The 24,644-nt window shown below is 72.1% G+C and carries 20 protein-coding genes; 13 read left to right on the top strand and 7 right to left on the bottom strand.

Annotated features, from left to right (window positions below; translation table 11 throughout):
• Positions 1 to 166: 166 nt before the first annotated feature.
• From tuf to ACFYNP_RS15400, 3 genes are all read left to right on the top strand, one after another.
• Complete coding sequence (tuf, locus tag ACFYNP_RS15410) at positions 167 to 1,348, top strand: elongation factor Tu (RefSeq protein ID WP_388785761.1); 1,182 nt, start codon at positions 167 to 169, stop codon at positions 1,346 to 1,348.
• Between the two features lie 68 nt (positions 1,349 to 1,416).
• The gene (locus tag ACFYNP_RS15405; RefSeq protein ID WP_388785759.1) at positions 1,417 to 2,262 is read left to right on the top strand and encodes a patatin-like phospholipase family protein; all 846 of its coding nucleotides are present in this window, start codon (positions 1,417 to 1,419) and stop codon (positions 2,260 to 2,262) included.
• A 43-nt stretch (positions 2,263 to 2,305) separates the two neighbouring features.
• Positions 2,306 to 3,166 carry a spermidine synthase gene (locus tag ACFYNP_RS15400; RefSeq protein WP_388785757.1) on the top strand — a complete coding sequence of 287 codons (861 nt, stop codon included), beginning with the start codon at positions 2,306 to 2,308 and terminating at the stop codon, positions 3,164 to 3,166.
• Here the strand turns inward: ACFYNP_RS15400 and ACFYNP_RS15395 are convergent.
• Together ACFYNP_RS15395 and ACFYNP_RS15390 are read right to left on the bottom strand one after the other, a co-directional pair.
• On the bottom strand, positions 3,128 to 4,426 hold the full coding sequence (locus ACFYNP_RS15395) for an MFS transporter (RefSeq protein ID WP_388413028.1): 1,299 nt from the start codon (positions 4,424 to 4,426) through the stop codon (positions 3,128 to 3,130). The two genes, ACFYNP_RS15400 and ACFYNP_RS15395, sit on opposite strands and share 39 nt — an antisense overlap.
• A gap of 57 nt (positions 4,427 to 4,483) precedes the next feature.
• Positions 4,484 to 5,512 carry a hypothetical protein gene (locus ACFYNP_RS15390; RefSeq protein ID WP_388785756.1) on the bottom strand — a complete coding sequence of 343 codons (1,029 nt, stop codon included), beginning with the start codon at positions 5,510 to 5,512 and terminating at the stop codon, positions 4,484 to 4,486.
• Positions 5,513 to 5,621: 109 nt separating this feature from the next.
• Here ACFYNP_RS15390 and ACFYNP_RS15385 point away from each other — a divergent pair, with 109 nt between their 5' ends.
• From ACFYNP_RS15385 to ACFYNP_RS15375, 3 genes are all read left to right on the top strand, one after another.
• Positions 5,622 to 6,059 (top strand): DUF4442 domain-containing protein, encoded by a 438-nt coding sequence (locus tag ACFYNP_RS15385; protein ID WP_388413569.1) that lies wholly within the window; start codon positions 5,622 to 5,624, stop codon positions 6,057 to 6,059.
• Positions 6,060 to 6,315: 256 nt separating this feature from the next.
• Entirely contained in the window at positions 6,316 to 8,799 is a 2,484-nt protein-coding gene (locus ACFYNP_RS15380) for a beta-glucosidase (protein ID WP_388785754.1), read from the top strand.
• A 76-nt stretch (positions 8,800 to 8,875) separates the two neighbouring features.
• Entirely contained in the window at positions 8,876 to 9,532 is a 657-nt protein-coding gene (locus ACFYNP_RS15375) for a DedA family protein (RefSeq protein ID WP_388413034.1), read from the top strand.
• 35 nt (positions 9,533 to 9,567) lie between these two features.
• Here the strand turns inward: ACFYNP_RS15375 and ACFYNP_RS15370 are convergent, their stop codons facing one another.
• Positions 9,568 to 10,041 (bottom strand): SRPBCC family protein, encoded by a 474-nt coding sequence (locus ACFYNP_RS15370; protein ID WP_388785753.1) that lies wholly within the window; start codon positions 10,039 to 10,041, stop codon positions 9,568 to 9,570.
• A gap of 109 nt (positions 10,042 to 10,150) precedes the next feature.
• Between ACFYNP_RS15370 and ACFYNP_RS15365 the strand changes: the two genes are divergently transcribed.
• Complete coding sequence (locus ACFYNP_RS15365) at positions 10,151 to 10,681, top strand: gamma carbonic anhydrase family protein (RefSeq protein ID WP_388785751.1); 531 nt, start codon at positions 10,151 to 10,153, stop codon at positions 10,679 to 10,681.
• A 100-nt stretch (positions 10,682 to 10,781) separates the two neighbouring features.
• Positions 10,782 to 11,525 carry an acyltransferase gene (locus ACFYNP_RS15360; protein WP_388413039.1) on the top strand — a complete coding sequence of 248 codons (744 nt, stop codon included), beginning with the start codon at positions 10,782 to 10,784 and terminating at the stop codon, positions 11,523 to 11,525.
• A gap of 56 nt (positions 11,526 to 11,581) precedes the next feature.
• On the opposite strand, the gene ACFYNP_RS15355 is transcribed toward ACFYNP_RS15360, so the two are convergent.
• Positions 11,582 to 12,448: an EamA family transporter gene (locus ACFYNP_RS15355; RefSeq protein ID WP_388785749.1), complete on the bottom strand. Its 867-nt coding sequence runs from the start codon at positions 12,446 to 12,448 to the stop codon at positions 11,582 to 11,584.
• 128 nt (positions 12,449 to 12,576) lie between these two features.
• Between ACFYNP_RS15355 and ACFYNP_RS15350 the strand changes: the two genes are divergently transcribed.
• From ACFYNP_RS15350 to fxsT, 5 genes are all read left to right on the top strand, one after another.
• On the top strand, positions 12,577 to 13,149 hold the full coding sequence (locus tag ACFYNP_RS15350; RefSeq protein WP_388785748.1) for a helix-turn-helix domain-containing protein: 573 nt from the start codon (positions 12,577 to 12,579) through the stop codon (positions 13,147 to 13,149).
• A 428-nt stretch (positions 13,150 to 13,577) separates the two neighbouring features.
• Positions 13,578 to 13,769 (top strand): hypothetical protein, encoded by a 192-nt coding sequence (locus tag ACFYNP_RS15345; RefSeq protein WP_388413044.1) that lies wholly within the window; start codon positions 13,578 to 13,580, stop codon positions 13,767 to 13,769.
• A gap of 20 nt (positions 13,770 to 13,789) precedes the next feature.
• Entirely contained in the window at positions 13,790 to 16,219 is a 2,430-nt protein-coding gene (locus ACFYNP_RS15340; protein WP_388785747.1) for an FxsB family cyclophane-forming radical SAM/SPASM peptide maturase, read from the top strand.
• 190 nt (positions 16,220 to 16,409) lie between these two features.
• Entirely contained in the window at positions 16,410 to 17,756 is a 1,347-nt protein-coding gene (locus ACFYNP_RS15335; RefSeq protein WP_388785745.1) for a TIR-like protein FxsC, read from the top strand.
• Complete coding sequence (gene fxsT / locus ACFYNP_RS15330; protein ID WP_388413050.1) at positions 17,749 to 21,723, top strand: FxSxx-COOH system tetratricopeptide repeat protein; 3,975 nt, start codon at positions 17,749 to 17,751, stop codon at positions 21,721 to 21,723. Before ACFYNP_RS15335 ends, fxsT begins: the two co-directional genes overlap by 8 nt.
• Before the next feature lie 97 nt (positions 21,724 to 21,820).
• On the opposite strand, the gene ACFYNP_RS15325 is transcribed toward fxsT, so the two are convergent.
• The 3 genes from ACFYNP_RS15325 to ACFYNP_RS15315 all read right to left on the bottom strand — a co-directional run bounded on the left by ACFYNP_RS15325 (position 21,821) and on the right by ACFYNP_RS15315 (position 24,269).
• The gene (locus ACFYNP_RS15325) at positions 21,821 to 22,684 is read right to left on the bottom strand and encodes an alpha/beta fold hydrolase (RefSeq protein ID WP_388413052.1); all 864 of its coding nucleotides are present in this window, start codon (positions 22,682 to 22,684) and stop codon (positions 21,821 to 21,823) included.
• A gap of 99 nt (positions 22,685 to 22,783) precedes the next feature.
• Complete coding sequence (locus tag ACFYNP_RS15320; protein WP_388413054.1) at positions 22,784 to 23,191, bottom strand: CoA-binding protein; 408 nt, start codon at positions 23,189 to 23,191, stop codon at positions 22,784 to 22,786.
• Between the two features lie 124 nt (positions 23,192 to 23,315).
• Positions 23,316 to 24,269: a phytoene/squalene synthase family protein gene (locus ACFYNP_RS15315; protein WP_388785743.1), complete on the bottom strand. Its 954-nt coding sequence runs from the start codon at positions 24,267 to 24,269 to the stop codon at positions 23,316 to 23,318.
• Between the last annotated feature and the right edge of the window lie 375 nt (positions 24,270 to 24,644).

Below are 24,644 nucleotides of genomic sequence, written 5' to 3'. Positions count from 1 at the left end.
CGAAGGCTGCCGTCCTCATCACGGCCGACGCAGTCGAGACCGTGGCGCCCCTCGGCGGCGCCCGAAGCTGACCCTTCCCGGAAAGTCCGGCGGACCCCACACGGGGAGGGTCGGCCGGATCCAGGGGTCCAAGCGATGCTCCGCGACCATGCGAGGACACTCAGCCATGCCCAAGACGGCATACGTACGCACCAAGCCCCACCTCAACATCGGCACCATGGGCCATGTCGACCACGGCAAGACCACCCTGACCGCCGCCATCACCAAAGTGCTCGCCGAGCGCGGCACCGGCACCTTCGTGCCGTTCGACCGCATCGACCGTGCCCCGGAGGAGGCCGCCCGCGGCATCACCATCAACATCGCGCACGTCGAGTACGAGACCGACACCCGTCACTACGCCCACGTCGACATGCCGGGCCACGCCGACTACGTCAAGAACATGGTCACCGGCGCCGCCCAGCTGGACGGGGCGATCCTGGTGGTCTCCGCGCTCGACGGGATCATGCCCCAGACGGCCGAACACGTCCTGCTGGCCCGCCAGGTGGGCGTCGACCACATCGTGGTGGCGCTCAACAAGGCGGACGCCGTCGACGACGGCGAGGACGCGGTGCTGAGCGACCTGGTCGAGCTGGAGGTCCGTGAGCTGCTGTCGGCGAACGGATACGGCGGGGACTCCGTGCCCGTCGTGCGGGTGTCCGGCCTCAAGGCCCTTGAGGGCGAACCGCGTTGGACCGAGGCGATCGGCGCGCTGCTCGACGCGGTCGACACCTATGTTCCGATGCCGGAGCGCTACGTGGACGCGCCGTTCCTGCTGCCGGTGGAGAACGTGCTCACCATCACGGGCCGCGGCACCGTCGTCACCGGGGCCGTGGAGCGCGGCACCGTGCGCGTCGGCGACCGGGTCCAACTCCTGGGCGCGGACGTCGAGTCGGTGGTCACGGGCCTGGAGACCTTCGGCAAGCCCATGGACTCGGCGCAGGCCGGCGACAACGTCGCGCTGCTCCTGCGCGGGGTGCCACGCGACGCGGTCCGCCGCGGGCATGTGGTCGCCGAGCCGGGCAGCGTCACCCCGAGCCGGAGGTTCACTGCCCAGGTGTACGTCCTTTCCACGCGCGAGGGCGGGCGCTCCACACCGATCGCGACCGGCTACCGGCCACAGTTCTACATCCGCACCGCGGACGTGGTCGGGGACGTCGACCTCGGCGATCTCGCCGTCGCGCGGCCCGGCGACACGGTCACCCTCACCGTCGAGCTCGGCCGGGACACGCCCCTGGAGCCGGGCCTCGGCTTCGCCATCCGCGAGGGCGGCCGCACCGTGGGCGCCGGAACGGTGGCCACGCTGCTGTGACCGGTCGGCCCGCCGCCCCCCAACACCCCGGGGGCGGCGGGCCGTTGGTGTTGCGGCACACTTCGATCATGACGGACACGGCACTGGTACTCGGATCGGGCGGGCTCACCGGCGTGGGCTGGGAGATCGGCATCCTGCACGGCCTTGCCGAGGCGGGCGTGGACCTGACGGACGCCCGTCTGGTCGTGGGGAGTTCGGCGGGCGCGGTCGTCGGGGCGAATATCAGCGCGCGCCGCTCCACTCTCGCCGACCTGTACGAACGTCAACTCGCCTGGCCGGCGGGGGAGATACCCGGGCACCTGGGCCCGGGCAAGCTCTTCCGCTTCGCGCGAGCGGTGCTCTCCTCCGCCACCCCCGAGGAGTACGGGGCGAAGATGGGCCGGATGGCGCTCGCGGCCCACACCCCGAACGAGGCGGACCGCCGCGCGGTCATCGCCGGGCGGCTGCTCACCCACGAGTGGCCCGAGCGGGCCCTGAAGCTCACCGCGGTCGCCGCGGACACCGGCGAGTTCCGTGTCTTCGACCGGGATTCCGGGGTGTCGCTCGTCGACGCGGTCGCCGCGAGCTGCGCGGTCCCGCTGGTGTGGCCCCCGGTCACCATCGAGGGACGCAAGTGGATCGACGGCGGGCTGCGCTCCACCTGCAACGCGCATCTCGCGGCGGGCTGCGACCGGGTCGTCGTCCTCGCGCCGGGCCCGGCGGGCGGCGGCCCGCTCGATTCGCCGGCCACCCAGGCGGCCGCCCTCACCGCCGCGGGCGCGCGGGTCGAGCTGATCACCCCCGACGCGGCGGCGAAGCGGGCCTTCGGGCGCAACAGCCTCGACCCCGGGCGCCGCGCCCCGGCGGCCCGGGCCGGCCGGGCCCAGGCCGCGGCCCACGCCCGGGCGGTGGCGGCACTGTGGACCGGGGCGTAGGGCCCGGCAGCCCGCGACCGGCGGCCGGGCGCACAATGGGAGGGTGAACGACGACCCGCGTGCCGAGCCGATACCCGTCGTCCGGGAGGTCGACTGGGGCACCGCCAGACTGCTGCCCGACGTCGACCGCGAGCGCGCCTGGCTGCTGACCGTGGGCGGTGCCCCGCAGTCGTACGTGGACCTGGACGACCCCACCTACATCGAGTTCGAGTACGTACGCCGCCTCGCCCATGTCGTGGACTGCGCGGCCGGTGACGGCGACCCCCTGGACGTGCTGCACCTCGGCGGAGGCGCGCTCACTCTGCCCCGCTATGTCGCGGCGACCCGGCCGGGCTCGCGCCAGACCGTGGTGGACGCGGACCGCGCGCTCCTCCAACTCGTGCGCGAACACCTGCCGTTGGCCCCGGACGCCGGGATCGAGGTGCACGCGGCGGACGCCCGGGCCTGGGCCGAAGCCGCACCGCCCGGCTCGGCGGACCTGTTGATCGCGGACGTCTTCGGCGGCTCCCGCGTGCCGGCCCATCTGACCTCGGTCCAGTACGCGCGCATCGCCCAGCGCGTCCTCAAGCCCGGCGGAACCTACGTCGCCAACCTCGCGGACGGCGCGCCCTTCGCCTTCCTGCGCTCCCAACTCGCCACGTTCCGGGCGGTGTTCGCGGAGGTGGCGCTGATCGCGGAGCCGTCGGTGCTGCGCGGCCGGCGCTTCGGCAACGCGGTGCTGCTCGCCTCGGCGCGCCCGCTGGACGTCGCGGCCCTCGCCCGGCGCACGGCGGGGGACGCCTTTCCGGCCAGGGTCGAGCACGGCGATTCGCTGCGGCGCCTCATCGGGGACGCGGGCCCCGTCGACGACGCGGACGCCCGGCCCTCACCCGAGCCGCCCGACGGCGCCTTCAGCCTCGGCTGACACGTCGGGTCCGCCCACGGCCACCGGCTCGGTGCGCCGGGTCAGCCGGCGTACGTCCGGTACGCACAGCACGGCGGCGGTCAGCAGCACGACAAGGGCCGAGCAGCCCCACAGTGCGCTGGTGCGGCCGACCGCGCTCTGCGCGGGGCCGGCGAGGGCGGTGGCGAGCGGCACCATCGCGATCGAGCCGAGCCAGTCGTAGGCGGACACGCGGGAGAGCTTGTCCTCCGGGATCTCCTGGTTGAGGGCGGTCATCCAGGAGACGCCGAAGACCTCGATCGAGACGCCGGTCAGGAGCATGACCGCCGCCAGCGCGCCCACCGGCAGCGGCACCGCGAGCGCCGCCGAGGGCAGGGCGAGCGGGAACACGCAGAGGCTGCCGGCGAGCAGCAGCCGGCGCGGCTTCCAGCGCATCATCAGGAACGCCCCGCCGACCGTGCCGGCGCCGAACGCGGCGAGTGCGAGACCCCAGGGTCCCGGCCCGCCGAGATCGTCGCGGGCGACCAGTGGCCCGTAGACCGCCTCGGCCGCCGCGACCACGGCGTTGACCACCGCGAACTGCACGACGATCGACCACAGCCACGGCCGGGAGACGAACTCCCGCCAGCCCTCGCGGAGATCGGAGATCATTCCGCTGCCCGCCTCGCGCGGCGGAATGTGGCTCACATCCAGGAAGGCGCGCAGCGCGCCCGCGACCGCGAAGGCCGCCGCGTCGATCGCGAGCACCCAGCCCGCGCCGAAGGCGGCGATCAGGGCGCCGCCCAGGGCCGCCCCGCCGATGCCCGCGCCGTGCATCGCCATCCGGTAGAACGCGAAGGCGCGCCCCGCCTCCGCGCCGCTCACGCTGGACATCAGCATGCCTTCGGAGGCCGGCCCGAAGAAGGCCTGGCCCACACCGCCGAGCGCGGTGAGCGCCATCATCTGCCAGAGCCGGGGCTCGCCGGTCAGGACCAGGAGCGCGAAGGCGCCCTGGGAAAGGAAGTTGAGGGTGTTGGCCGCGACCATCACCCGGTGCCGCGGCAGCCGGTCGGCGAGTGCGCCGCCGACCAGCAGGAAGAGGACGAGCGGCACCGTGCGGGCCGCCGCGACCAGGCCCACGTCGCCCGCGCCGCCGCCGGACTGCAACACCGCGAACGCCGCCGCGATCAGTGCGCCCTGGCTGCCCAGGTTCGTCACGACCGCTGCGGCGGTCAGCAGGCTGTAGTTGCGGCCGGCCCACGAGGGGCGGCGGGTCGGAGCGGGGACGGCGGCGGAAGTCACCCGAGGACTATCGCCGCCACCGCCCCCGCACGCCAAACGGTTTGTCGCCGGCCGGCGTCAGGAACTGGTGGTGGGCACCAGACGGATGGTGGTGAGGATCTTCTGGATGGTGTCCTCGTCGACCGCGCCGGGCACGCCGGTGTTCGCGATGAGGCTCCAGGCGGCGAGGTCGCCCTTGGCCGTCTTGAAGCCGAACAGCACGGACTGGCCCTCGGTGGAGCACTTGTCCGTCTTCTTCACCCCCGTGGTCTTGGCGCGCACCACGCTGCCCTGGAGCCCGGACTTGGTGGTGTACGGGACCGGCTTCTCGGAGGTGATGTGGTTCTTGTCCGGCTGGGTGTAGGCGTAGTACAGCCAGTCGTCGGCCTGCTCGGCCGCGTCCCCGGTGGACTTCGCTCCGTTGGCGCCCTTGGTGCCGACGCTCGCCAGCGCGGTGTTGTCGTCGTGGCCGCCGGCGTTCTTGGAGGTGCACCACTTCGACTTGAAGTAGGCCGGAGCGGACATCATCATGCCGCCGAACCCGTTGGGGTCCGCCTTGTCGGACCAGCCCACGCTCATCCCGGGGCTGTCGACCTCCCAGTCCGGCGGCACGTCGAAGGCGTCGCCGCGGGTGGGGTTCACCACGACCTTCCAGCCCGCGATGACCGGCTTCACGTCGGTGCCGGCGCCGCGCGGGTTGGCCGCGGGGGAGGAGGGCGCGGCCGGGTCGGTACCCGGGGCGGACGGCGACTTCGTGCTCTTGCCGTCGGCCTGGCTGCTGGACTTGCCGTCGTCCTTGAGGACCACGAAGCCGGTCACGCCGGCGGCCACGACCACGGCGACGGCCGCCACGACGGCGATGATCGTGGTCTTCTTCTTGTCGTTGTTGCCCGGCGGCTGCGGCGCCCCGGGCGGCCCGCCCACGGGGTACTGCGGCACCGTCGGCTGCTGGTACGGATTGGGTGCCTGGTAACCCTGCGGCGGATACCCGGGCTGCGCCGGCTGCTGATACGGATTGGGCTGCTGGTACCCCGGCTGCTGGTACGGGTTCTGATTCGGATCCTGCGGGTTCTGCTCGCCCCCGGGCGGCTGCTGTCCTGGCCACATGGCGAGTAACCATAGAGGTGCGCCCCGGCTGCTGCTACGGCCGCCCCCGCAAGGGATGGCCAAGGCTCGCTACCCATGGGTAACATCGGGCCCCATGAGCGCAGATCAGATGTCCGTGGGCGAGATGCTCACCGCGACCGTCCCCATGGCCCGCACCCTGAACCTGGAGTTCCTGGAGACCACCCCCGAGCGTGCCGTGGTGCGCCTTCCGGACCAGGCCGACTACCACAACCACGTGGGCGGACCGCACGCCGGAGCGATGTTCACGCTCGCCGAGTCCGCCAGTGGCGCCATCGTCATCGCCGCCTTCGGCGACCAGATGCACCGCGCCGTGCCGCTCGCCGTGAAGGCGGAGATCGGCTACAAGAAGCTCGCCAAGGGGGTCGTCACCGCGACCGCCACCCTGGGCCGCCCGATCGCCGAGGTGGTGGCCGAACTGGACGCGGGACAGCGCCCCGAGTTCCCGGTCCACATCGAGATCCAGCGCGCGGACGACGCCGTGACCGGCGAGATGACCGTCGTCTGGACCCTGCGCCCCCACTCCTGACCCCTCCGAGCGCAGGCTACGGAACCCGAAGGCGTCCCGGCTCCGGCCGGGGCGCCTTCTCCATGTTCCGAACGCCGACCGCGCGCCCGCATTGACTCTTCCACCGGACGGTCCTACGTTTCCCGGCGCCTCGTGGCGCCTGACGGGTTGTCAACTGGGTCGTGGCGCATAGTGCGTTCACACCTCGAACGTCGGCCCGCCGCCTGCTGTGCCGCGGTCCACCACGTCGTGCCCGCACACAAAGGAGTGACGGTCCATGTCCGACACCGTTTCCCGAAGGTCAGCACTGCGTCTGCTCGGCGGCGCCGCCATGGTCGCGGCCGCCGCGACCGGCACCCTCGCCGCCCCCGCCCGCGCGCTCGCCGCGGCCCCGGCCTCCCGCAGGGTGGAGGACCTCCTCGCGCGCCTCACCCTGGACGAGAAGATCGGCCTGCTGCACGGCGCCGACGACCCGGGCAGCCTCGGCCAGGCCGGTTACGTCCCCGGCGTGCCGCGGCTCGGCATCCCCCCGCTCAGACTCGCCGACGGGCCGGCCGGCGTCCGCGTCGCCGCGCACGCGACCGCCCTGCCCGCGCCGGTGCTGCTCGCCTCCGCCTTCGACCCCGGACTCGCCCGCGAGTACGGCGAGGTCATCGGCCGCGAGGGCCGCGCGCTCGGCCAGGACGTCCTCCTGTCGCCCATGGTCAACCTCATCAGGACCCCGTACGCCGGACGCAACTACGAGACGTTCTCCGAAGACCCGCTGCTCAGCGCCGACCTCGTCGCCGAGGAGATCCGCGGCATCCAGAGCCAGGGGCTCATCGCCACCGTCAAGCACTTCGCCCTGAACAACCAGGAGAAGGACCGCATGACCGTCGACGTGCGGATCGCCGAACAGCCCCTGCGCGAGCTCGAACTACGCGGCTTCGAGGCGGCCGTCGGCGCCGGAGCGGGCGCGGTGATGGGCGCGTACAACAAGGTCAACGGAACCTTCGCCTGCGAGAACAAGCCAATTCTCAGCGACATCCTGCGGGGCGACTGGGGCTTCGAGGGCTGGGTCATGACGGACTGGTTCGCCGCGCACAGCACCGGCGCCGCCCTCGCCGCCGGGCTCGACATGGAGATGCCGAGCGGCGACTACTTCGCCGATGCCCTGGGGGACGCCGTGCGTGACGGCAGCGTTCCGCAGGCCCTGGTCGACCGGGCGGTGCGCCGGATCCTGACCGTCATGGACCGCTTCTCGCTGCTCGACGGGAGCGCCCCCGCCCGCCCCGTCCGCGACGCCCGGCGCGGCGCGCGCACCGCGCTCAAGGTCGCCCGGGCCGGCGCCACCCTGCTGCACAACCGGCATGCCACCCTGCCGCTCACCGGCACGGCCGCCCGCTCCATCGCGGTCATCGGCCCCACCGGAAGCATCCCGTTCGTCAGCGGCGGCGGCAGCGCACACGTCGTGCCCGACCACGCCCAGAGCCCGCTCGACGCGCTGCGCGCCCGGGCCGGCGACGGCGCCCGCGTCGACTACGCGCTCGGCGAGGACCTCTTCGGCAAGCCGCTGCCCGGCACCTCACCGGGCGCCGACTTCGAGGCGCAGCACGTCGAACCCGGCGCCACCTGGACGTACGACGGCACCCTCACCGTCACCGGCGACGACGAGTGGAGCTTCGTCATCCACTACTCGGGGGACCGGCCCAAAGTGCTGCTCGACGGCACCGACCTCTTCCCGCCCGCCCCCGGCCTCGGTGAACTCTTCGCGGGCGGCCTCGTCAGCACCGCGCCGGACGGACTCGCGGTCCGCCGCAGCAGCCCCCTGCGCCTCACCGCGGGTACCCACCGGCTCGCCGTCACCGCCAAGGGCCGCGACCGGGGCCAGCTGTTCCGCCTGCGCCGCACCACCGGAGCCACCCGCGCCGCCGACGTCGCCGAGGCGGTGCGCACCGCCCGCGCCGCCGACAGCGTGGTGCTGTTCGCGTACGAGGACGCCACCGAGGGCGCCGACCGCACAAGCCTCGCCCTGCCGGGCCACCAGAACGAGCTGATCGAAGCGGTCGCCGCCGCCAACTCCCGCACCGCGGTGGTGCTCAACACCTCGTCGTGCACCACCATGCCGTGGCTGGGCCGCGTCGGGGCGGTCCTCCAGATGTACTACCCGGGCCAGGAGGGCGCCGAGGCCACCGCCGCCGTCCTGTTCGGGGACTGCGACCCGGGCGGCCGCCTCACCCAGACCTTCCCCGCCGCCGAGGACCGCCACCCCATGGCCGGGAACCCCCGCCGCTACCCCGGAGTGAACGGCACCGAGGAGTACTCCGAGGGCATCCACCTCGGCCATCGCTGGTACGAGACCGAGGGCGTGACGCCGCTGTTCCCCTTCGGGCACGGCCTCTCCTACACCACCTTCGCCTACACCGACCTGAGCGTGCGGCCCGACGGCGACGGGCTCGCGGTCCGCTTCACCGTGCGCAACACCGGCGCCCGTACCGGCATCACGGTCGCCCAGGTCTACCTCGGCCCCTCGCCCGACCTCCGCCTCGACCAGGTCCGCCGCGCCCTGGCCGGCTACCGCAGACTGCGCCTGGAGCCGGGCCGGGCGCAGGAGGTGACCGTGCACATCACGCGGCGCTCGCTGTCCTCGTGGGACGGCGACCGGCACGGCTGGGTGCTCGGCACCGGAACGCGTGAGGTGAGCGTGGGGGTCTCGGCGGCCGAGCCGCGCCTGGTGGGCCATGGCCGGGTCGGATCGCGGCCGCCCGGCGGCCGGGCCTGAGCGGGTAGGCTTCCCGGCGTGCGCCAGGGGGGCGCACGCCGGGCTCCGGCCCGGGGCTAGCGGGAGGAATGCGGCGTTGCACATCCAGGATTGGCTGGAGAACATCCCCGCCGTCAGTGTCTATCTTCTGGTGGCACTGGTCATCGGGGTCGAAAGCCTCGGCATCCCGCTGCCCGGCGAGATCGTCCTGGTGAGCTCGGCACTGCTCGCCTCCCAGCAGGGCCACATCAATCCCGTCGTGCTCGGTGCCTGCGCCACGGCCGGCGCGGTCATCGGCGACTCGATCGGCTACGCGATCGGCCGCAAGGGCGGCAGGCCCCTGCTCGCCTGGCTCGGCCGCAAGTTCCCCAAGCACTTCAGCGAGGGCCATGTCGCCATGGCGGAGCGATCCTTCCAGAAGTGGGGCATGTGGGCCGTCTTCTTCGGCCGTTTCATCGCGCTGCTCCGCATCTTCGCGGGGCCGCTCGCCGGTGTCCTGCACATGCCGTACTGGAAGTTCCTCATCGCCAACGTGCTGGGCGGCATCTGCTGGGCGGGCGGCACCACGGCCGTCATCTACTACCTCGGCATCGTCGCCGAGTCCTGGCTGAAGAACTTCTCCTACCTCGGCCTGGTGGCGGCACTGCTCATCGGAGTCGCCTCGATGCTGGTCGTCAAGAACCGCGCGAAGAAATCCATGGCGGAGGCCGAGGCCGCCGGCTCCCCGCGGGAGAACGTGCCCGCCGGCGACTGATCACCACCGGGGGCGGGTCCGTCCGGGTGTCAGCTTCAGCGCTCCGGGTCCTTCAGGAGCACGCTCATGGCGTGCCCGAACAGGAGCCGCCCCGCGCGAGCCGTCAACGCGTCCAGCGCGCGCGGCAGCCCACGGACGCGCAGGTCCTCACGCCAGATCAGATACGTGCCGGCCCCCGGTGCATGTCCTGGGGGCCCGCCCTCACCGGCCGTGCCCACCTCGATCTCGGCCCATCCCGTGATGACCCGGCCCCGCTTCTCCAGGCGGCACACGCCCGGCGCTGCCCCGGCCGGCGGCTCCCAGCGGGTGATTTCCATGCGGTCGTCGAAGCCCAGCGGGCCGAGCCGGGTGCGGGCCACGAAGACCGTGCCCCGGCCGCTCGGCGGCGGGGTCTCCACGGTGATCCGGGTCAACGGCACGCCCTGGGCGTGCCGTTCCCAGTCGGTGAGCCGGCGCCAGGCCTCGGCGGGGGCGAGCGGTGTGCGGCGGTCGATACGGAACAGTGCCATCGCGCGATCGTAAGCGGGCCCCCGGCCGCGCGGGCCCAGGCGCGGTCGCTTAGCGTGACACCCGGCGCGATGGATCCGTCCCGAGTGGAATCCGTTCAAGGAGTGGCGCATGGCAGAGCAGGCGTTGGTCGTGGCAGTGGGCGGCAAGACGCCCGGCATCGCCCCGACCGCATTCACCGCACCCACCTCGGTGGTGCTCGGCGAGGTGACCCTGGGCGCGGGGGCGAGCGTCTGGTACCACGCGGTCCTGCGGGCCGACTGCGGGCCGATCGTGATCGGCGCCGAGAGCAACATCCAGGACAACTGCACCGTGCACGTGGACCCGGGCTTCCCGGTCACCGTCGGCGAGCGCGTCACCGTCGGGCACAACGCGGTGCTGCACGGCTGCACCGTCGAGGACGACGTGCTGGTCGGCATGGGCGCCACCGTCCTCAACGGCGCCCGGATCGGCGCGGGTTCGCTGATCGCGGCGCACGCCCTGGTACCGCAGGGCATGGTCGTGCCACCGGGTTCGCTGGTCGCGGGCGTACCGGCCAAGGTCCGGCGCGAGCTGACCGACGAGGAGCGCGAGGGCATCAAGGTCAACGCCCTGATGTATCTGGGCCTGGCCGAGGACCACCGCAAGGCGCACGCCGGCTGACCGGCCGTCCTCCCGCGCCGCCGGCCGGGGTCCCGTGCTGAGCGGAAGATCACAGGCGTCGGCCCTGATCGGCCGGGTCGGCGATGAGTACCGTGAGCGGGTGCCCAAGAACAGAAACACGTTCTCGTCGCTGACCGCCTGGCGGCGTCGCATCGCCTCCCGCGCGGTCCACGCCGGCTGGGCCCTGGTCAGGGAGGCGGGCGCGGTCACCGCCGAACGTCCGGGGCGGCTGCGCTTCCGCCGGATCGGCTCCGGCACCCGCCTCGCCTTCCCGCAGGGCACGGTCTTCGGCGAGCCGTGGATCGAGCTGGGCGACCACTGCATCATCGGCGAACAGGTCACCCTCACCGCCGGGATGATGCCCGGCCTCGACCTCGGCGCCGAGCCGATCCTGACCCTGGGCAACGGTGTCGTACTGGGCCGGGGCAGCCATGTCATCGCCGACACGACGGTCAGCATCGGCTCGGACACGTACTGCGGCCCGTACGTCTACATCACCTCGACCAATCACAGCTACGACGATCCGCGCGAGCCCGTGGGCAAGCAGTGGCCGCGCATGGAGCCGGTGGAGATCGGCCCGGGCTGCTGGCTCGGCACCGGGGCCGTGGTGCTGCCCGGGGCCCGGCTCGGCCGCAACGTGGTCGTGGCGGCCGGCGCGGTGGTGCGCGGCGAGGTGCCCGACCATGCGGTGGTGGCCGGCGCGCCCGCGCGGATCGTACGGACCTGGGACGAGGAGAACGGCTGGCAGCCGCCGCTGCGCACGCCCGCGCCGGTGCCCATCCCCGAGGGCATCACTCCCGAACAGCTCCTCGCCATCGCGGAGTTGGCGCCCGAAGAGGCCTGAGAGCCGTGGCCGGGCCGCCGCCCGGGTCCGGACGGGGACTCGGCCCTGGGCTCCGGTCAGCCGCTCGCGAGCAGGACCGTGCCGACCAGCGCGAGACCCGCCCCCGCCGCCTGCACCGCCCGCAGCCGCTCCTTGAGGACCCCGCGCGCGGCGAGCGCGGTGACCACCGGGTAGAGCGAGGCGAGCACCGCCGCGATGGTGACCGGACCGTGCTGGGCGGCGATGGAGTACGTCCCGTTGGCGGCCACGTCGGCGAGGCCGACGAAGGCGAGCGCGGGCAGGGCGAGCCACACCGCGCGCGGCCCGCCCTGCTCGGGCAGCGCGCGGGCGCCGCGCCGTACCGAGACGAACAGCGCGGTGCCGCCGACCGCGACGTTGGTGACGCGCTGCACGAAGAGCGCGAGGAAGAGGCCGGTCACGGTGGTGGACGCCTCGGAGATCAGCGACATGACCGCCCCGAAGCCGAAGGCGGCGAGCAGGGTGAGCAGCACGGCCTGGCGGCGCACGGCGGCGCCCCGGAACTCCGGGCCGCCCGCGAGCAAGATGCCGGCCACGGCCACCGCGATCCCGGCGAACTGCAACACCCCCGGCCGCTCTCCGAGGACGAGCCCGACCCCGACCGGCACCGCGACGCCCAGCGAGCCGAGCGGGGAGACGACGCCCATGGGGCCGAGCGCGAGGGCCTTGTAGAAGCTGAGCATGGCGACCGGACCCACGGCCCCCGCCGCCACCGCGAACCAGAGCTGCGGGCCTGCCTCGTGCCACCCGCCGGTGGCGATCACGACCGCGCCGAGCACCACCACGGCCACCGTCTGCGAGGCGACCACGACGGTCAGGGCGGGCATCCGCCGGGTGAGCAGCCCGCCGCCGAAGTCGGCCAGTCCCCACAGGAGGCTGGTGGCCAGGGCGAACAGTGCTGTCATGGGGGCCTCGCAGTACAGTGCGGTGACACAGGAGAACAGTGGCGTGTACCGCAGGATAGTGCACTGTATTGAACTGTGTCATCAAAGATATTGGACGGCCCCTCTCGGGCCCACTTCATGGACGGAATGTGTCGGACCTCGAACTGCTGACCCAGTCACTGGCCCGCAACGTCAAGCGCTGGCGCACCGAGCGCGGCTTCACCCTCGACGCGCTCGCGACCCGGGCCGGCGTCAGCCGCGGCATGCTCATTCAGATCGAGCAGGCCCGGACCAACCCCAGTGTGGGCACGGTGGTGAAGATCGGTGACGCGCTCGGCGTGAGCGTCACCACGCTGCTCGACTACGAGAGCGGCCCCAAGGTCCGCATCGTCCCGCCCGACCAGGCCGTCCGGCTCTGGTCCACCGAGCGGGGGAGCTACAGCACGCTGCTCGCCGGCACCGAGGCGCCCGGCCCCCTCGAAATGTGGCACTGGCACCTGATGCCGGGCGACGGCAGCAACTCGGACCCGCATCCGGCGGGCACCATCGAGCTGCTCCACGTCACCGAAGGCACCCTCACGCTCGTCGTGGACGGGGTCGACCACGCCATCCCCGCCGGCCATTCGGCGTCCTTCGAGGCCAACGCCGCGCACACGTACCGCAATACGGGCTCGGAGCCCGTCACCATGACGATGGCGATCTCGGTCCCGTTCGAACGCTGAGCCCCCAACTGCCTTTCCGGCAGGGCCTGTTAGCGTTGATGGTGGACGTGACCGGTTCGGTGTCGCCTTCTGGACGATTTCGGCCCGGGTCTGGCAATGGGGGCCGAGTCGGGTGGAGGCTGGCTATCGTCACTCCCGCGACTCCGGGGGGCGACGCGAAGCGGAGTTCACCTTGGACGAAACCACTCGTGCGAGTGGATTCCGCGCCGACGCCGAACCTGGGCACGGGCCAAGGCAGTTGTGGTGTCCCGGGGAGGCGGCAGTGGCCGGACCAGTCGCTCGTGGCGCTTGAGCGCACATGGGCACGGCGTGCGGCCGCATTGCACGAGGTACCAAAACCCATGCTCGCTCTATGAGCCCCGTCCACGCGGTGACCCGGAGAAGACCCCGCCGCGAGGACGGCGCGCTACGATCCGAAAGGCGCTCACGTGGACGCTCTCGTCTCGGCGGCCGTACGGCCCGGCCCCGCCCTCCACAGGCCGGCCCCTCAGTGGCTCCCCCTGGTGCAGCGGGCGGCGGCGCAGGGCGCCGGCCGGGCCCCGGCGAATCTGACCAGGGTGATGGCGGCGTACGGGAGCCCCGCGGTTCCCGCCGCGTCCGCCTTCCAGTCGGCGCTCTGACGGGCGGAACGACTCAACCCATGGACCGGCCGATTCCGCCTGCCCTGTCGCAGTTCGTGCTGAAGGTACACAGCCGATGCGACCTGGCGTGCGACCACTGTTACGTCTACGAGCACGCGGACACCAGTTGGCGGGGCAAGCCCCGCGCCGTCTCGGAGGACATCCTCGCCCAAGTGGCGAACCGTATCGCCGAGCACGCCCGACACCATCGACTCCCCGCCGTCCACGTCGTCCTGCACGGCGGCGAGCCCCTGCTGGCGGGCCCCGGCCGGCTGCGCCGCGCCGCCGAGGAACTCCAGCGGGCCCTGCACGGAGTGTGTTCCCTCGATCTGCGCATGCACACCAACGGTGTGCTGCTCGACGAGACGTTCTGCGAACTCTTCCTGGAACTCGGCATCAAGGTCGGTGTCTCCCTCGACGGCGACAAGGTCTCCAACGACCGCCACCGCCGCTACGCGGACGGCCGCAGCAGCCACGCCAAGGTCATCCGGGCGGTCGAACTCCTCAACCGCCCGCGCTACCGGCGCCTGTTCGCCGGGCTGCTCTGCACCATCGACGTAGAGAACGACCCGGTCGCCGTCTACGACGCCCTCGTGGAACTGTCGCCGCCGCGCATCGACTTCCTTCTGCCGCACGCCACTTGGGACACGCCGCCGCCCCGCCCGGGCGGCGCGGCCACCCCCTACGCCGACTGGCTCGACGCGATCTACGGCCGCTGGGACGCGGCGGGGCGCCCGGTCCCGGTCCGCATCTTCGACTCCGTGCTGCGCACCCTGCGCGGCGAGAGCAGCCTCACCGAATCGCTGGGGCTCGCGCCCGCCGACCTCGTCGTGATCGAGACCGACGGCACCTTCGAACAGGCCGACAGCCTCAAGACGTCCTACGACGGCGCCCCCGCCACCGGCATGAACGTCTTCACGCACTCGCTCGACGACGTCCTCCAGCACCCCGGCATGCTCGCCCGCCAGCAGGGCGCCGAGCGGCTCTGCGAACAGTGCCGCGCCTGCCCGGTCGTCCAGTCCTGCGGCGGCGGACTCTACGCCCACCGCTACCGCTCCGGCGGCAGCGAGTTCGACAACCCCTCGGTGTTCTGCCCCGACCTGTTCGCCCTGGTCACCAGCGTGCGAGACCGGGAGGCGGCCAGGCCCGCACCGACCCCGTCAGCCGCCGAACCGGCCCTGCAAGAGGCCGACTTCGAGGCGCTGGCGGCCGGTTTCGGCGGAGCGGACACCGTGACCCGGCTGGCTGCGGCCCAGCTCGACATCAACCAGGAACTGCTCGCCGCCGTCAGCGAGCAGCGCATCGCCCCGTCCGACCGCGAAGGCGCCGCCGCCTGGGACCTGTTGACCCAGCTCGACGCCGAGGTGCCCGACGAACTCGCCGGTGTCCTCGCCCACCCCTACACGCGGCCGTGGGCGCTGAGCGTGCTCGAAGGCCGGGTGGCACCCGGCCCGGGCCTCGCCGAGATCGCGGCCACCACCGCGCTGCGCGCCCGCCTCGACCGCGCCGTCGCGGTGCCGCTGCGCGACGGCCTGCTACGGCTGCCCGGGCTCGGCACCGTACGGCTCGACGGCTCGGCCACCCATGCCGAAGTAAGCGCGGGCGCCGAGGGGTTCACCGTGCGGGCCGGCGCGTTCGGGCTCGACATCGGCTGGCACGAGGGCATGGACGGCCCTTCCCCGCACTGGCGTCCCGTACGCCTCTTCGCGGGCGACGGCTGGAGCGTGGCCATCGAGGACACCGACCCGCTGCGCGACTGCCACGAGTGGCCCGTCGCCGAGCGGCTCGCGTCCGGCGAGGCCAAGCTGTGGTCCGAGGACCTGACCGGGGCCTGGTCCCTGATCCGGCGCGAACTGCCCGCCTACGCCGACGGCGTGGCCGCGGGGTTGCGGCTGATCACGCCCCTGCACGCGCCGGACGGCAGCGATGTCAGCGCCGCCTGCAAGGACGCCTGGGGCGCGATCGGGGTGGCGCGGCCCGCCTCGCCCGAACAGCTCGCCCTGCTGATCGTCCACGAGTTCCAGCATGTGAAGCTCGCCGCGGTCCTCGACACGGTCGACCTGTACGACAAGGCCGACCGTGACCGCTACTACGCCCCCTGGCGCGAGGATCCGCGCCCGATCGGGGGCCTGCTCCAGGGAACGTACGCCCACATCGCGGTGACCGACTTCTGGCGGGTGCGCCGCCAGAAGGCCGGTACGGACCGCGAACGGGCCGCAGCCGAGGCCGAGTTCACCCGCTGGCGGCAGCAGACGGGGGAGGCCGTGGAGGTGCTGCTCGGTTCGGGATCCCTCACCGACCTGGGGCAACGCTTCGTCGGACGCATGGGTGAGACCGTCTCAAGGTGGCGGGGCGAGGCCGTCTCGCCGGCCGCGCTCACCGCCGCACAGGACTCCGCCAGGCGTCATCGTGCCGCCTGGAAGACCCGAGTCGAAGGCGGCTCCGAGTGAATTCACCTGCGAATTGAGCGAATTCTCCCCCTAATTGGTTGATCCACTCGACGAACGCCGCATGATTTCGGTCATGATCTGATCGAAACTCCGTGAGTGGATCGACCCATGGGTTTGTTCGTTCTGTTCCGCCGGAGAATCCTCCGTTCCTACACTGAGGTCCCATCCACTTGGACCGGGGGAGACAGTGGTGCAGGGATCAGTGGGGGCCGGGGGAGATGAGCAGAAGCCGTACTTCTTCCTCAGCTACGCGCACACACCGAAGAGCGACCCCAAGGACAAGGACCCCAACCTGTGGGTCCAGCGGTTCTTCCGGGACCTCTGCGCCCATGTGATGCAGCTGACGCCTCTCCCGGCCGGCAGTGCCGGCTTCATGGATCAGCAGATGCAGCCCGGTGAGGGCTGGCAGGAGCGGCTCTCGGAGGCGCTGGCCTTCTGCAAGGTGTTCGTACCGCTCTATTCGCCGCGCTATTTCCTCAGCGAACAGTGCGGCAGGGAGTGGTTCGCCTTCTCCAGCCGGGCCGCCTCGCAGAACACCCGTCACAGCAACAACAACAGCAATCCCGTCACCGGAATAGTGCCCGCACTGTGGGTGCCTGTGCCGACGAGACAGCTGCCCCAGCCCGCCGAGCGGCTCCAGTTCAACCACGCCACCTTCGGCGACGAGTACGCCGACGAGGGCTTCTACGGGCTCATCAAGCTCAACTACCTGCGGGACCAGTACGAACGCGCCGTCTACCGGCTGGCCAAACGCATCGTGAGCGTGGCCCAGCAAGCCCAGCTGGAGCACGGCGACCCGCACCAGGACTATGCCAAGGTGCCGCCCGCCTTCGGACCGACCGGTGGCCCGGCCCGTGAGATGGAGGTCTCCGTCCTCGCCTGTTCGCGCTCCAGCCTCCCCACCGGACGCAGCCCGGACTGCTACGGAACCGAGGCCCTCGACTGGAACCCCTACCACCCCGCCTCCTCCAGACCGCTCGCCGACCACACCGTCGACGTCGTACGCAACCTGAACTACACCGTGCACCTCAGCGACTTCGAGGCCGAGCCCCAGCGGCTCCTCGCCTCCGGCCCACCCGGGCCCGGTCTGCTGCTCCTCGACCGCTGGGCCCTGGACGCCCGGCGCCGCCGCGAACTCCTCGACCAGCTCGGCGCCGGCCGTCGGCCCTGGATCAGCGTCATGGTCCCCGGGAACGTGGACGACCCCGAAACCCGCGCGCGCAACGAGGAGTTGTCGCAGCAGACCGACGCCGCGCTCGCCACCCGGGTCGACGAGAGCGACGGGCACCGCACACCGAGCGCCGGACTGCCCACCCTCGAAGCCTTCAGCAAGGCGATCCCGGGGGCCGTGAAGGCGGCGGTCAAACACTACGAGGCCAACGCGCCGACCTATCCACCGCCCGGAAGCGGTGGGCCGATGCCCCGAGTGCTTCCGGGCGGCATCGGCTACGGCGCGGGTGGCCCCAGCGGCCGCGGTCAGAGCACGGACCAGGACAAGAACCACGGTGATAAGGCGGAGGGCTCATCAGATGACTGAGAACCGCAACGGGACCGTCGTCACGTTCTACTCGTACAAGGGCGGCACCGGACGGACCATGGCGCTGGCGAACTGCGCCTGGATCCTGGCGGCCAACGGGTACCGGGTCCTGGCGGTGGACTGGGACCTGGAGGCGCCGGGTCTGCACCGGTTCTTCCACCCCTTCCTCGACCTCGCCGACCTGGAGGCGACCCCGGGTCTGATCAACCTGATCACCGACTACCAGGACGAGGCCCGGCGCCCGGCCGACCGCGAACCCGACTGGCACCGCGAGTACGCCCGGGTGCGCCCGCACGCCACCTCCCTCAACTGGAACTTCCCCCAGGGCGGCAGCCTCGACTTCCTCTCGGCCGGCCGGCGCAACCGCGACTACCCCTCCATCGTCGGCAAGATGGACTGGGACGACTTCCACGAGCGCTTCGGCGGCGGCCAGTTCTTCGACGCCATGCGCGACGACATGCAGCGCCACTACGACTACACCCTGATCGACAGCCGCACCGGGCTCAGCGACATCGCCGACATCTGCACCGTCCAGATGCCCGAAGTCCTCGTCGTCTGCTTCACGTTGAGCGACCAGAGCATCGACGGCGCCTCCGCGGTGGCCCGCGACATCGAGGAGCGCTACCACGAGCGGCGCATCCGCATCCTGCCCGTCCCGATGCGCATCGACGACGGCGAGAAGGAGAAGGCGGACGCCGGACGGGCCCTGGCCCGCGAGAGCTTCCCCGGGTTCCCCAGCGGCCTCAACCCCGAGGAGCTCGGCAACTACTGGGGCACGGTGGAGGTTCCCTACCGCCCCTTCTACGCGTACGAGGAGATCCTCGCCACCTTCGGCGACGCCCCCAACGTCAGCAGCTCCATGCTCAGCGCCTGCGAACGGCTCACCTCCGTGCTCACCGGCGGACTCGTCAACTCGCTGCCGCCCATCGACGAGGCCGACCGGCTCACCCATGTCGCGGCCTACACCAGGCGCCGGCCCATGCCGCCGTCGAACCTGGTCCTCACCCACGTCGCCGAGGACCAGATGTGGGTGGACTGGCTGGTGCACGTGCTGACCGTGGCCGGCTTCCATGTCGTGCCGGTCGATGTCCGCGCACCCCGAACCGGCACTCCCGAGGTCGAGTTCACCACCGGGATCGGCTACCGCGTCATCCCCATCGTCTCGCAGTCCTACCTCAACTCCGAGCGGGCCAGGAGCTCCTGGGAGACCGGCAGCGGGCTCGACGCGGCCGGCGTGCGGCGCCACATCCTGCCGGTGCGCGTCGGTGACGTACGGCTCAGCCCGCCGCTCAGCAACCGCGGTGTCATCGACCTCGTCCGCCTGGACGAGAACGACGCGGCGGCCGCCGTTCTCAACGCGCTCGACCGGTCCGAGGCGGTCGCGGCCTTCGTCTCCGCGCCGGCCGGGCCGCGCTATCCGGGCAGCGTGCCCAAGATCTGGAACGTCCGGCCCCGGCACGCCTGGTTCACCGGACGCACCACCGTCCTGGAGCGGCTGCGCGACCAGCTGCGCGGCGACAGCCGCTCCGCCCAGCGCTTCCCGCAGGTCCTGTACGGCCTCGGCGGCGTCGGCAAGACACAGGTGGCCCGGGAGTACGCGCACCGCTTCCGCGCCGACTACGACCTGGTGTGGTGGATCGAGGCGGAGCAGCCCGACCGGGTGGTGTCCTCGCTCGCCGAACTCGCCGCCGAGATGGACCTCAGGGCCGGTGACGTGGTGGCCGAGGCCGCCGCGGCCGCCCTCCAGGCGCTGCGGCGCGGCGCTCCGTACTCCCGCTGGCTGCTGATCTTCGACAATGTCGAGGACCTCGACCGGGCGCTGAAACTGCTCCCGGAGGAGATGGAGCCCATCGCGGGCGAGACCTACGGCCACATACTCGCCACCTGCCGCAACAAACCCGCCTCGACGAGGGTGGAGGGCATCGAGGTCGAGGTCTTCACCCGCGCCGAGAGCATCGAGCACCTGTGCCGCCGGGTCACCAAGCTGCCCGTCGCCGACGCCGACCGGGTCGCCGACGCGGTCGGTGACCTGCCCCTCGCGGTCGAGGTCGCCGCCGCCTGGCTCGCCGAGACCGCGACGCCGGTCGACGCGTATGTGGAACAGCTCAGGGAGCAGAGCACCAAGGTCCTCTCCCTCGGCAAGCCCGAGGACTACTCGGAGCAGATCGGCGCCACCTGGAACATCTCCATCAGCCGGCTGCGCGACGAATCCAAGGCGGCGGTACGCCTGTTGGAGCTCTGCTCGTTCTTCTCGGCCGAGCCCATCTCGATGCGGCTGATCGGCAGCGACTCGATGTTCGAGTCACTCCTGCCGTACGACCCGGATCTGCGCGAGCGGTACATGCTGGGCAAGGTCATCCAGACGCTGAACCGGTTCGCGCTCGCCAAGGTCGACCCGGCGGACAGCAGCATCCAGGTGCACCGGCTGGTCCAGGCCGCGGTGCGGGCCGGGCTCAGCGAGGAAGAGGTGGACACCGCCAAGCACGAGGTGCACCGCATCCTCGCCGAGGCCCGTCCGGTCGAGGGCGTCGACCGGGACAACCCCGTCAACGACCCCAAGAGCTGGCCCAGTTTCGAGCTGATCTGGCCGCATCTGAGCGCCTCCGGCATCGCGGACTGCGACGAGGAGAAGGTCCGCCAGCTGATGGTCGACCGCATCCGCTACCTGCTCAAGCGCGGCGAACTGGAGAGCGCCCGGGTGCTCGGCACCCAGCTCAACAAGGTCTGGACGCGCGAGCTCGGCGAGAACGACCTCCAGACCCTCAACATCCGCTTCGAGCTGGCCAACGCGCTGCGCGCCCAGGGCAAGTACCAGGAGGCCCGGGCGATGGACGAGGACACCCTGGCCCGGCAGATCAGCGTCCTGCACAAGGACCACCCCAACGACGACCACCCCAGCATCCTCATCACCACCGGGAGCCTCGCCGCCGACCTGCGCGCGCTCGGCCGGTTCGACGAGGCCCTCACCCGGGACCTGCGGATCTACCACGGGCTGCGCCAGATCTTCGGCGAGAACCATCCCCGTACCCTCATCGCGGCCAACAACCTCGCCATCGACTACCGGCTCAGCGGCGACAGCGAGGCGGCCCGCCGGCTGGACGAGGAGACGGTGGAGCGGCGCAGCGCCCTGCTGGGCGAGGAGCACCCCTTCACCCTCACCACCAAGGGCCACCTGGCGAGGGACCTGCGCGAGAGCGGCGAGTACACGGCCTCCATCCAGGTACTGCGCGCGGTGGTGGCGGCGTTCGAGCGCGTCCTCAACGCGGACGTGCCCGAGGCGCTGCGCACCGCCAAGAGCCTCGCGGTGTCCCTGCGCAAGGCCGGGCACCCGCACGAGGCCAAGCGGCTCACCGAGGAAACGTACAACCGCTACCGCGGCCGGTACGGGACCAAGGCGCCGGACGCGCTCGCCTGCTGCCTGAACCTGGCCGCGGACTTCTCGGCGACCGGCGACAAACAGGCCGCCCTCGACCTCGCCCTCCAGGCCTACGAGGGCTACCAGAGCACCCTGGGCGAGGAGCACCCCTTCACCCTGGCCTGCCGCAACAACCTGTACATCTACCAGCGGGGCCTCGGCGCCGCGGAGGAGGCGGCGCGCGGCGGCGAGGACGTGCGGGCGGCCCTGGAGGAAGTCCTCGGTTCCCGGCACCCGTTCACGCTGTGCGCGGCGATCAACCTCGCCAACGCCTACGGCGACCTCGGCCGCCCCGACCTGGCCGAGCGCTGGGAACGGGTAGCGCTCAAGGGCCTGTTGGAGCGGTTCGGGCCGACCCACCCCGATGTGCTCGCCTGCCGCTCCAACCTGGCGATCACCCTGCGCGCGGCCGGCCGGGAGGAGGAGGCCCAGCGACTGCGGGCCTCCATCCTGGAGCCGGCCGCCAAGCAGCTGGGCGTGGACCACCCCATCGCCGAGGCGGCCCGCGCCTGGCGCCGGATCAACCGCGACCTGGAGCCGCAGCCGGTGTGAGGGGTGGGCGGGGGAGTGCCCGGGCCGGACGGGCCCGGGCACTCCCGGCTCGGCGTGCTCCTTCAGCGACTCACCAAGTGGCCCAGCTCAGTACGCGTCACCAAGTGGCCCAGCTCAGCACGCGGGTGAGCACCCGCAGTGCCCCGAAGTGGGCCGCGCCCCGCTCGACGATCAGCTGGGCCCCCGGGATCCGCTCGGCCAGCCAGCGGGTGTGCTGGACGGGCGCGAACACGTCCTGCTCGCCGTGCCAGAGCAGCACCGGCGCGGTGATGGCCTCAAGCCGGAAGTCCCAGTCGGTGCTGAACGCCATCACGTCGTCGACCCAGCCGTCGGCCGAACTCCGCAGTCCTTCCTCGAAGTTGCGCTCCAGCATCGCCCGGATGCCCGCGTCCGCGACGATGCCCCGGTCCGGCTTGGGAAGACCGTGCCGCATGTCGTTCACCGAACGCCGCGGATCGGACCGGATGGTGATCGACCGCATCTCCAGAGCGGTGGTCAATTGACCTTTTCCGGCAGCCGCGTTGATGTACTCACGCACATTGGACTCGGTCATTCCCTCGAACCAGTCGAGCCCTTGGGCATCGCGCGGCGCGAGTCCGACCAGGGCCGCCGCCCGCGCCGTGCGGTCCGGGAGCAGTGCCGCGCAGGCCAGCGCGTGCGGGGCGCCGCCGGAGCGTCCGACGACGGCGAACTCGTCGAGGTCCAGGGCGTTTGCGATGGCTTCGACATCGGCCGCCGCGTCCGCCACCCGGCGCCCCGGCAGCCGGTCCGAATCGCCGTAGCCCGGCCGGTCGAACGTGATCAGGCGGACCCCGAGGCGGTAGAGGACCGCGCTGCGGGGTGCCGGGCCGAGCCGGCTCCCCGGGGTGCCGTGCAGCAGGAACACCGGTCTGCCCTTCGGGTTCCCGTAATTCTCAACCGCTAAGTCCCGCCCGTCCCGGGTACGAATCAGCTCCCCCAACTGGTGCCTCCCGCTAGGTCTGGTTGGCGCCAGTATGAGCGTGTGTCATTCAGTGGTACATACCCGCACTCGTCGAATGCGGGCGGAGCCCGGGTCCACTCAGCCGAGGCGCGGGATCTCGATCGCCGGGCACCGGTCCATGACCATGGCGAGCCCCGCGTCCCGGGTGCGCCCGTAGGCGTCCTCGTCGACGACCCCGAGCTGGAACCAGACGGCCTTGGCGCCGACGGCCACGGCCTGATCGGCCACCGCTCCGGCGAGCTCGCTGTTGACGAAGACGTCCACGACGTCGACGGGGAAGGGGATCGCGTCCAGGGAGGCGTAGCCCTGCTCGCCGTGGACGGTCTCGGCCTTGGGGTGGACGGGCACGATCCGCTTGCCGAACCGCTGGAGGACCTCGGCCACGCCGTAGGCCGCGCGATGGCGATTGTTGGAGAGTCCAACCACGGCCCAGGTGTCGCCGGTGTCGGTGAGGATCTTGCGGATGGTGTCCTGATCGGCGTACACAGCGGTCTCCTGGGGTGTCCTCGGTCGGTTCACGGTCGATGGGGCCACGGGCCGCGGTCGCCGGTGGGCGAGCCGCGGTCCACGGCCACTGGGACAACACCCGCGGCCGTCACCGGCATTCCTGTCACGCGCCCGGAGTGCGCCCCGAACGGTCGCCGTCGACGGCCGTGTGCCGCAGCCGGCGCGCCCGCCCGTACTCCCGGAGCAGGACCCGTACGGCCCCCGGCACCGAAGGGCGGGCCGATGCCTTCAGGAGCCCGGCGCCCTTGCGGGCGGCGGCAGCGGCGGTGAGTCCGTCGAACGCGATGAGCGCGCGCACCAGGGGCCGGCCCGGCGCCGGGACGGTCGTGACCAGCGGGCGGCTCGCCGCGAGGGTCGCCCGGGCCTGCCCGAGGACGGCGGTGATCAGCGCCCGGGTGCCGGGGAGATCACGGGCCTGTTCCAGGTCGTCACGGGTGACCCCGTGCCGCTCCAGCGTCTCGCGAGGGATGGTGAGGCGCCCGTCGGCGAGGTCCTCCGCCAGGTCGTTGACGAAGTCGAGGCGCTGGCTCGCGTCGATGAAGGTACGGCACCTCGCGCGGAACTCCGCGCCGTCACCCTCCGGCGCGAGCAGACAGGCGACGAGCATGAACGCGGGCAGCGAGTACGCGTCGATGTACGCCTGATGGTCCGCCTCGGTCGCGAATCCGGCGAAGTCCAGATCGGCACGGGCGGTCCCCAGGTACTCCTCGATGTGGCCGCGCAGCCGGGGGTGGGCCGTGAGGGTGTCCAGGACCGGGCGGATCACCGGGTGGTCGGCCGTGCCGGTGGCGAGCGCGTCCCGGACCTGCCGCTCCCAGGTGGCGTACGCCGCGGCCCGCCCTTCCTCGGGGCCGCTGTCGAGCAGGTTGTCGCTGTGGTGCATGAAGGCGGTCATGGCCACCACGTGCGGGAACAACGGCCGGGGCAGCAGCAGTCGGGCGGCCAGATGGGCGCTGCGCTTGAAGCGGGCGGCCAGTTCGCGCTGGCGCGTGTAGTCGTCGCGCAGCCCGGGGTCGCGGATGCCCGCGGCGTCGAGTGCCTGGTTCCACGCGCTCATCGTGGCCTCTCCTGGGGGTGTGGATGCGGGTCCCCAGTTGATCACGGTGGCGCGGTGCGACCGTTGCCGGAAAACCCGGTGCACCTCTTGCGCACCGCTCCCTAGACTCGCCCTGCGCGGCACCGACCGGGTGGCGCGCCGCCCGTCGAGTGACGGGCGAACGAGCGAAGAGCAGGGGAGTCGGGCCATGCGTACGCAGCGCGCCGTCGACTTCGCCCCTTCGAGCCGGTACGACGTGATTTTGGTGTCTCGCGTCGCCCGGTGACGGCTGCGCGGCCTTCACCGCATGTCCTCCGACATTTCTGACGTAACGTCAAACTCCTGCGCACACAGTGCTGTTGGAGTGCCCCGCACGCCGAGTGCCCCGACGTCGTC

Source organism: Streptomyces sp. NPDC006691 (genome assembly GCF_042869955.1).
In the GTDB taxonomy this organism is placed as follows: Bacteria; Actinomycetota; Actinomycetes; order Streptomycetales; family Streptomycetaceae; genus Streptomyces.
The sequence above is the reverse complement of the archived record's forward strand: the minus strand, read 5'-3'. Positions and strand labels throughout refer to the sequence as shown.

Excerpts from the sequence above, each read along its gene's own strand:
- ACFYNP_RS15315 (WP_388785743.1), bottom strand. The coding sequence starts at position 24,269 with ATGAGCGCGTGGAACCAGGCACTCGACGCCGCGGGCATCCGCGACCCC.
- ACFYNP_RS15365 (WP_388785751.1), top strand. The coding sequence starts at position 10,151 with ATGGCAGAGCAGGCGTTGGTCGTGGCAGTGGGCGGCAAGACGCCCGGC.
- ACFYNP_RS15355 (WP_388785749.1), bottom strand. The coding sequence starts at position 12,448 with ATGACAGCACTGTTCGCCCTGGCCACCAGCCTCCTGTGGGGACTGGCC.
- fxsT (WP_388413050.1), top strand. The coding sequence starts at position 17,749 with ATGACTGAGAACCGCAACGGGACCGTCGTCACGTTCTACTCGTACAAG.
- tuf (WP_388785761.1), top strand. The coding sequence starts at position 167 with ATGCCCAAGACGGCATACGTACGCACCAAGCCCCACCTCAACATCGGC.
- ACFYNP_RS15390 (WP_388785756.1), bottom strand. The coding sequence starts at position 5,512 with ATGTGGCCAGGACAGCAGCCGCCCGGGGGCGAGCAGAACCCGCAGGAT.
- ACFYNP_RS15380 (WP_388785754.1), top strand. The coding sequence starts at position 6,316 with ATGTCCGACACCGTTTCCCGAAGGTCAGCACTGCGTCTGCTCGGCGGC.
- ACFYNP_RS15370 (WP_388785753.1), bottom strand. The coding sequence starts at position 10,041 with ATGGCACTGTTCCGTATCGACCGCCGCACACCGCTCGCCCCCGCCGAG.
- ACFYNP_RS15385 (WP_388413569.1), top strand. The coding sequence starts at position 5,622 with ATGTCCGTGGGCGAGATGCTCACCGCGACCGTCCCCATGGCCCGCACC.
- ACFYNP_RS15340 (WP_388785747.1), top strand. The coding sequence starts at position 13,790 with ATGGACCGGCCGATTCCGCCTGCCCTGTCGCAGTTCGTGCTGAAGGTA.
- ACFYNP_RS15405 (WP_388785759.1), top strand. The coding sequence starts at position 1,417 with ATGACGGACACGGCACTGGTACTCGGATCGGGCGGGCTCACCGGCGTG.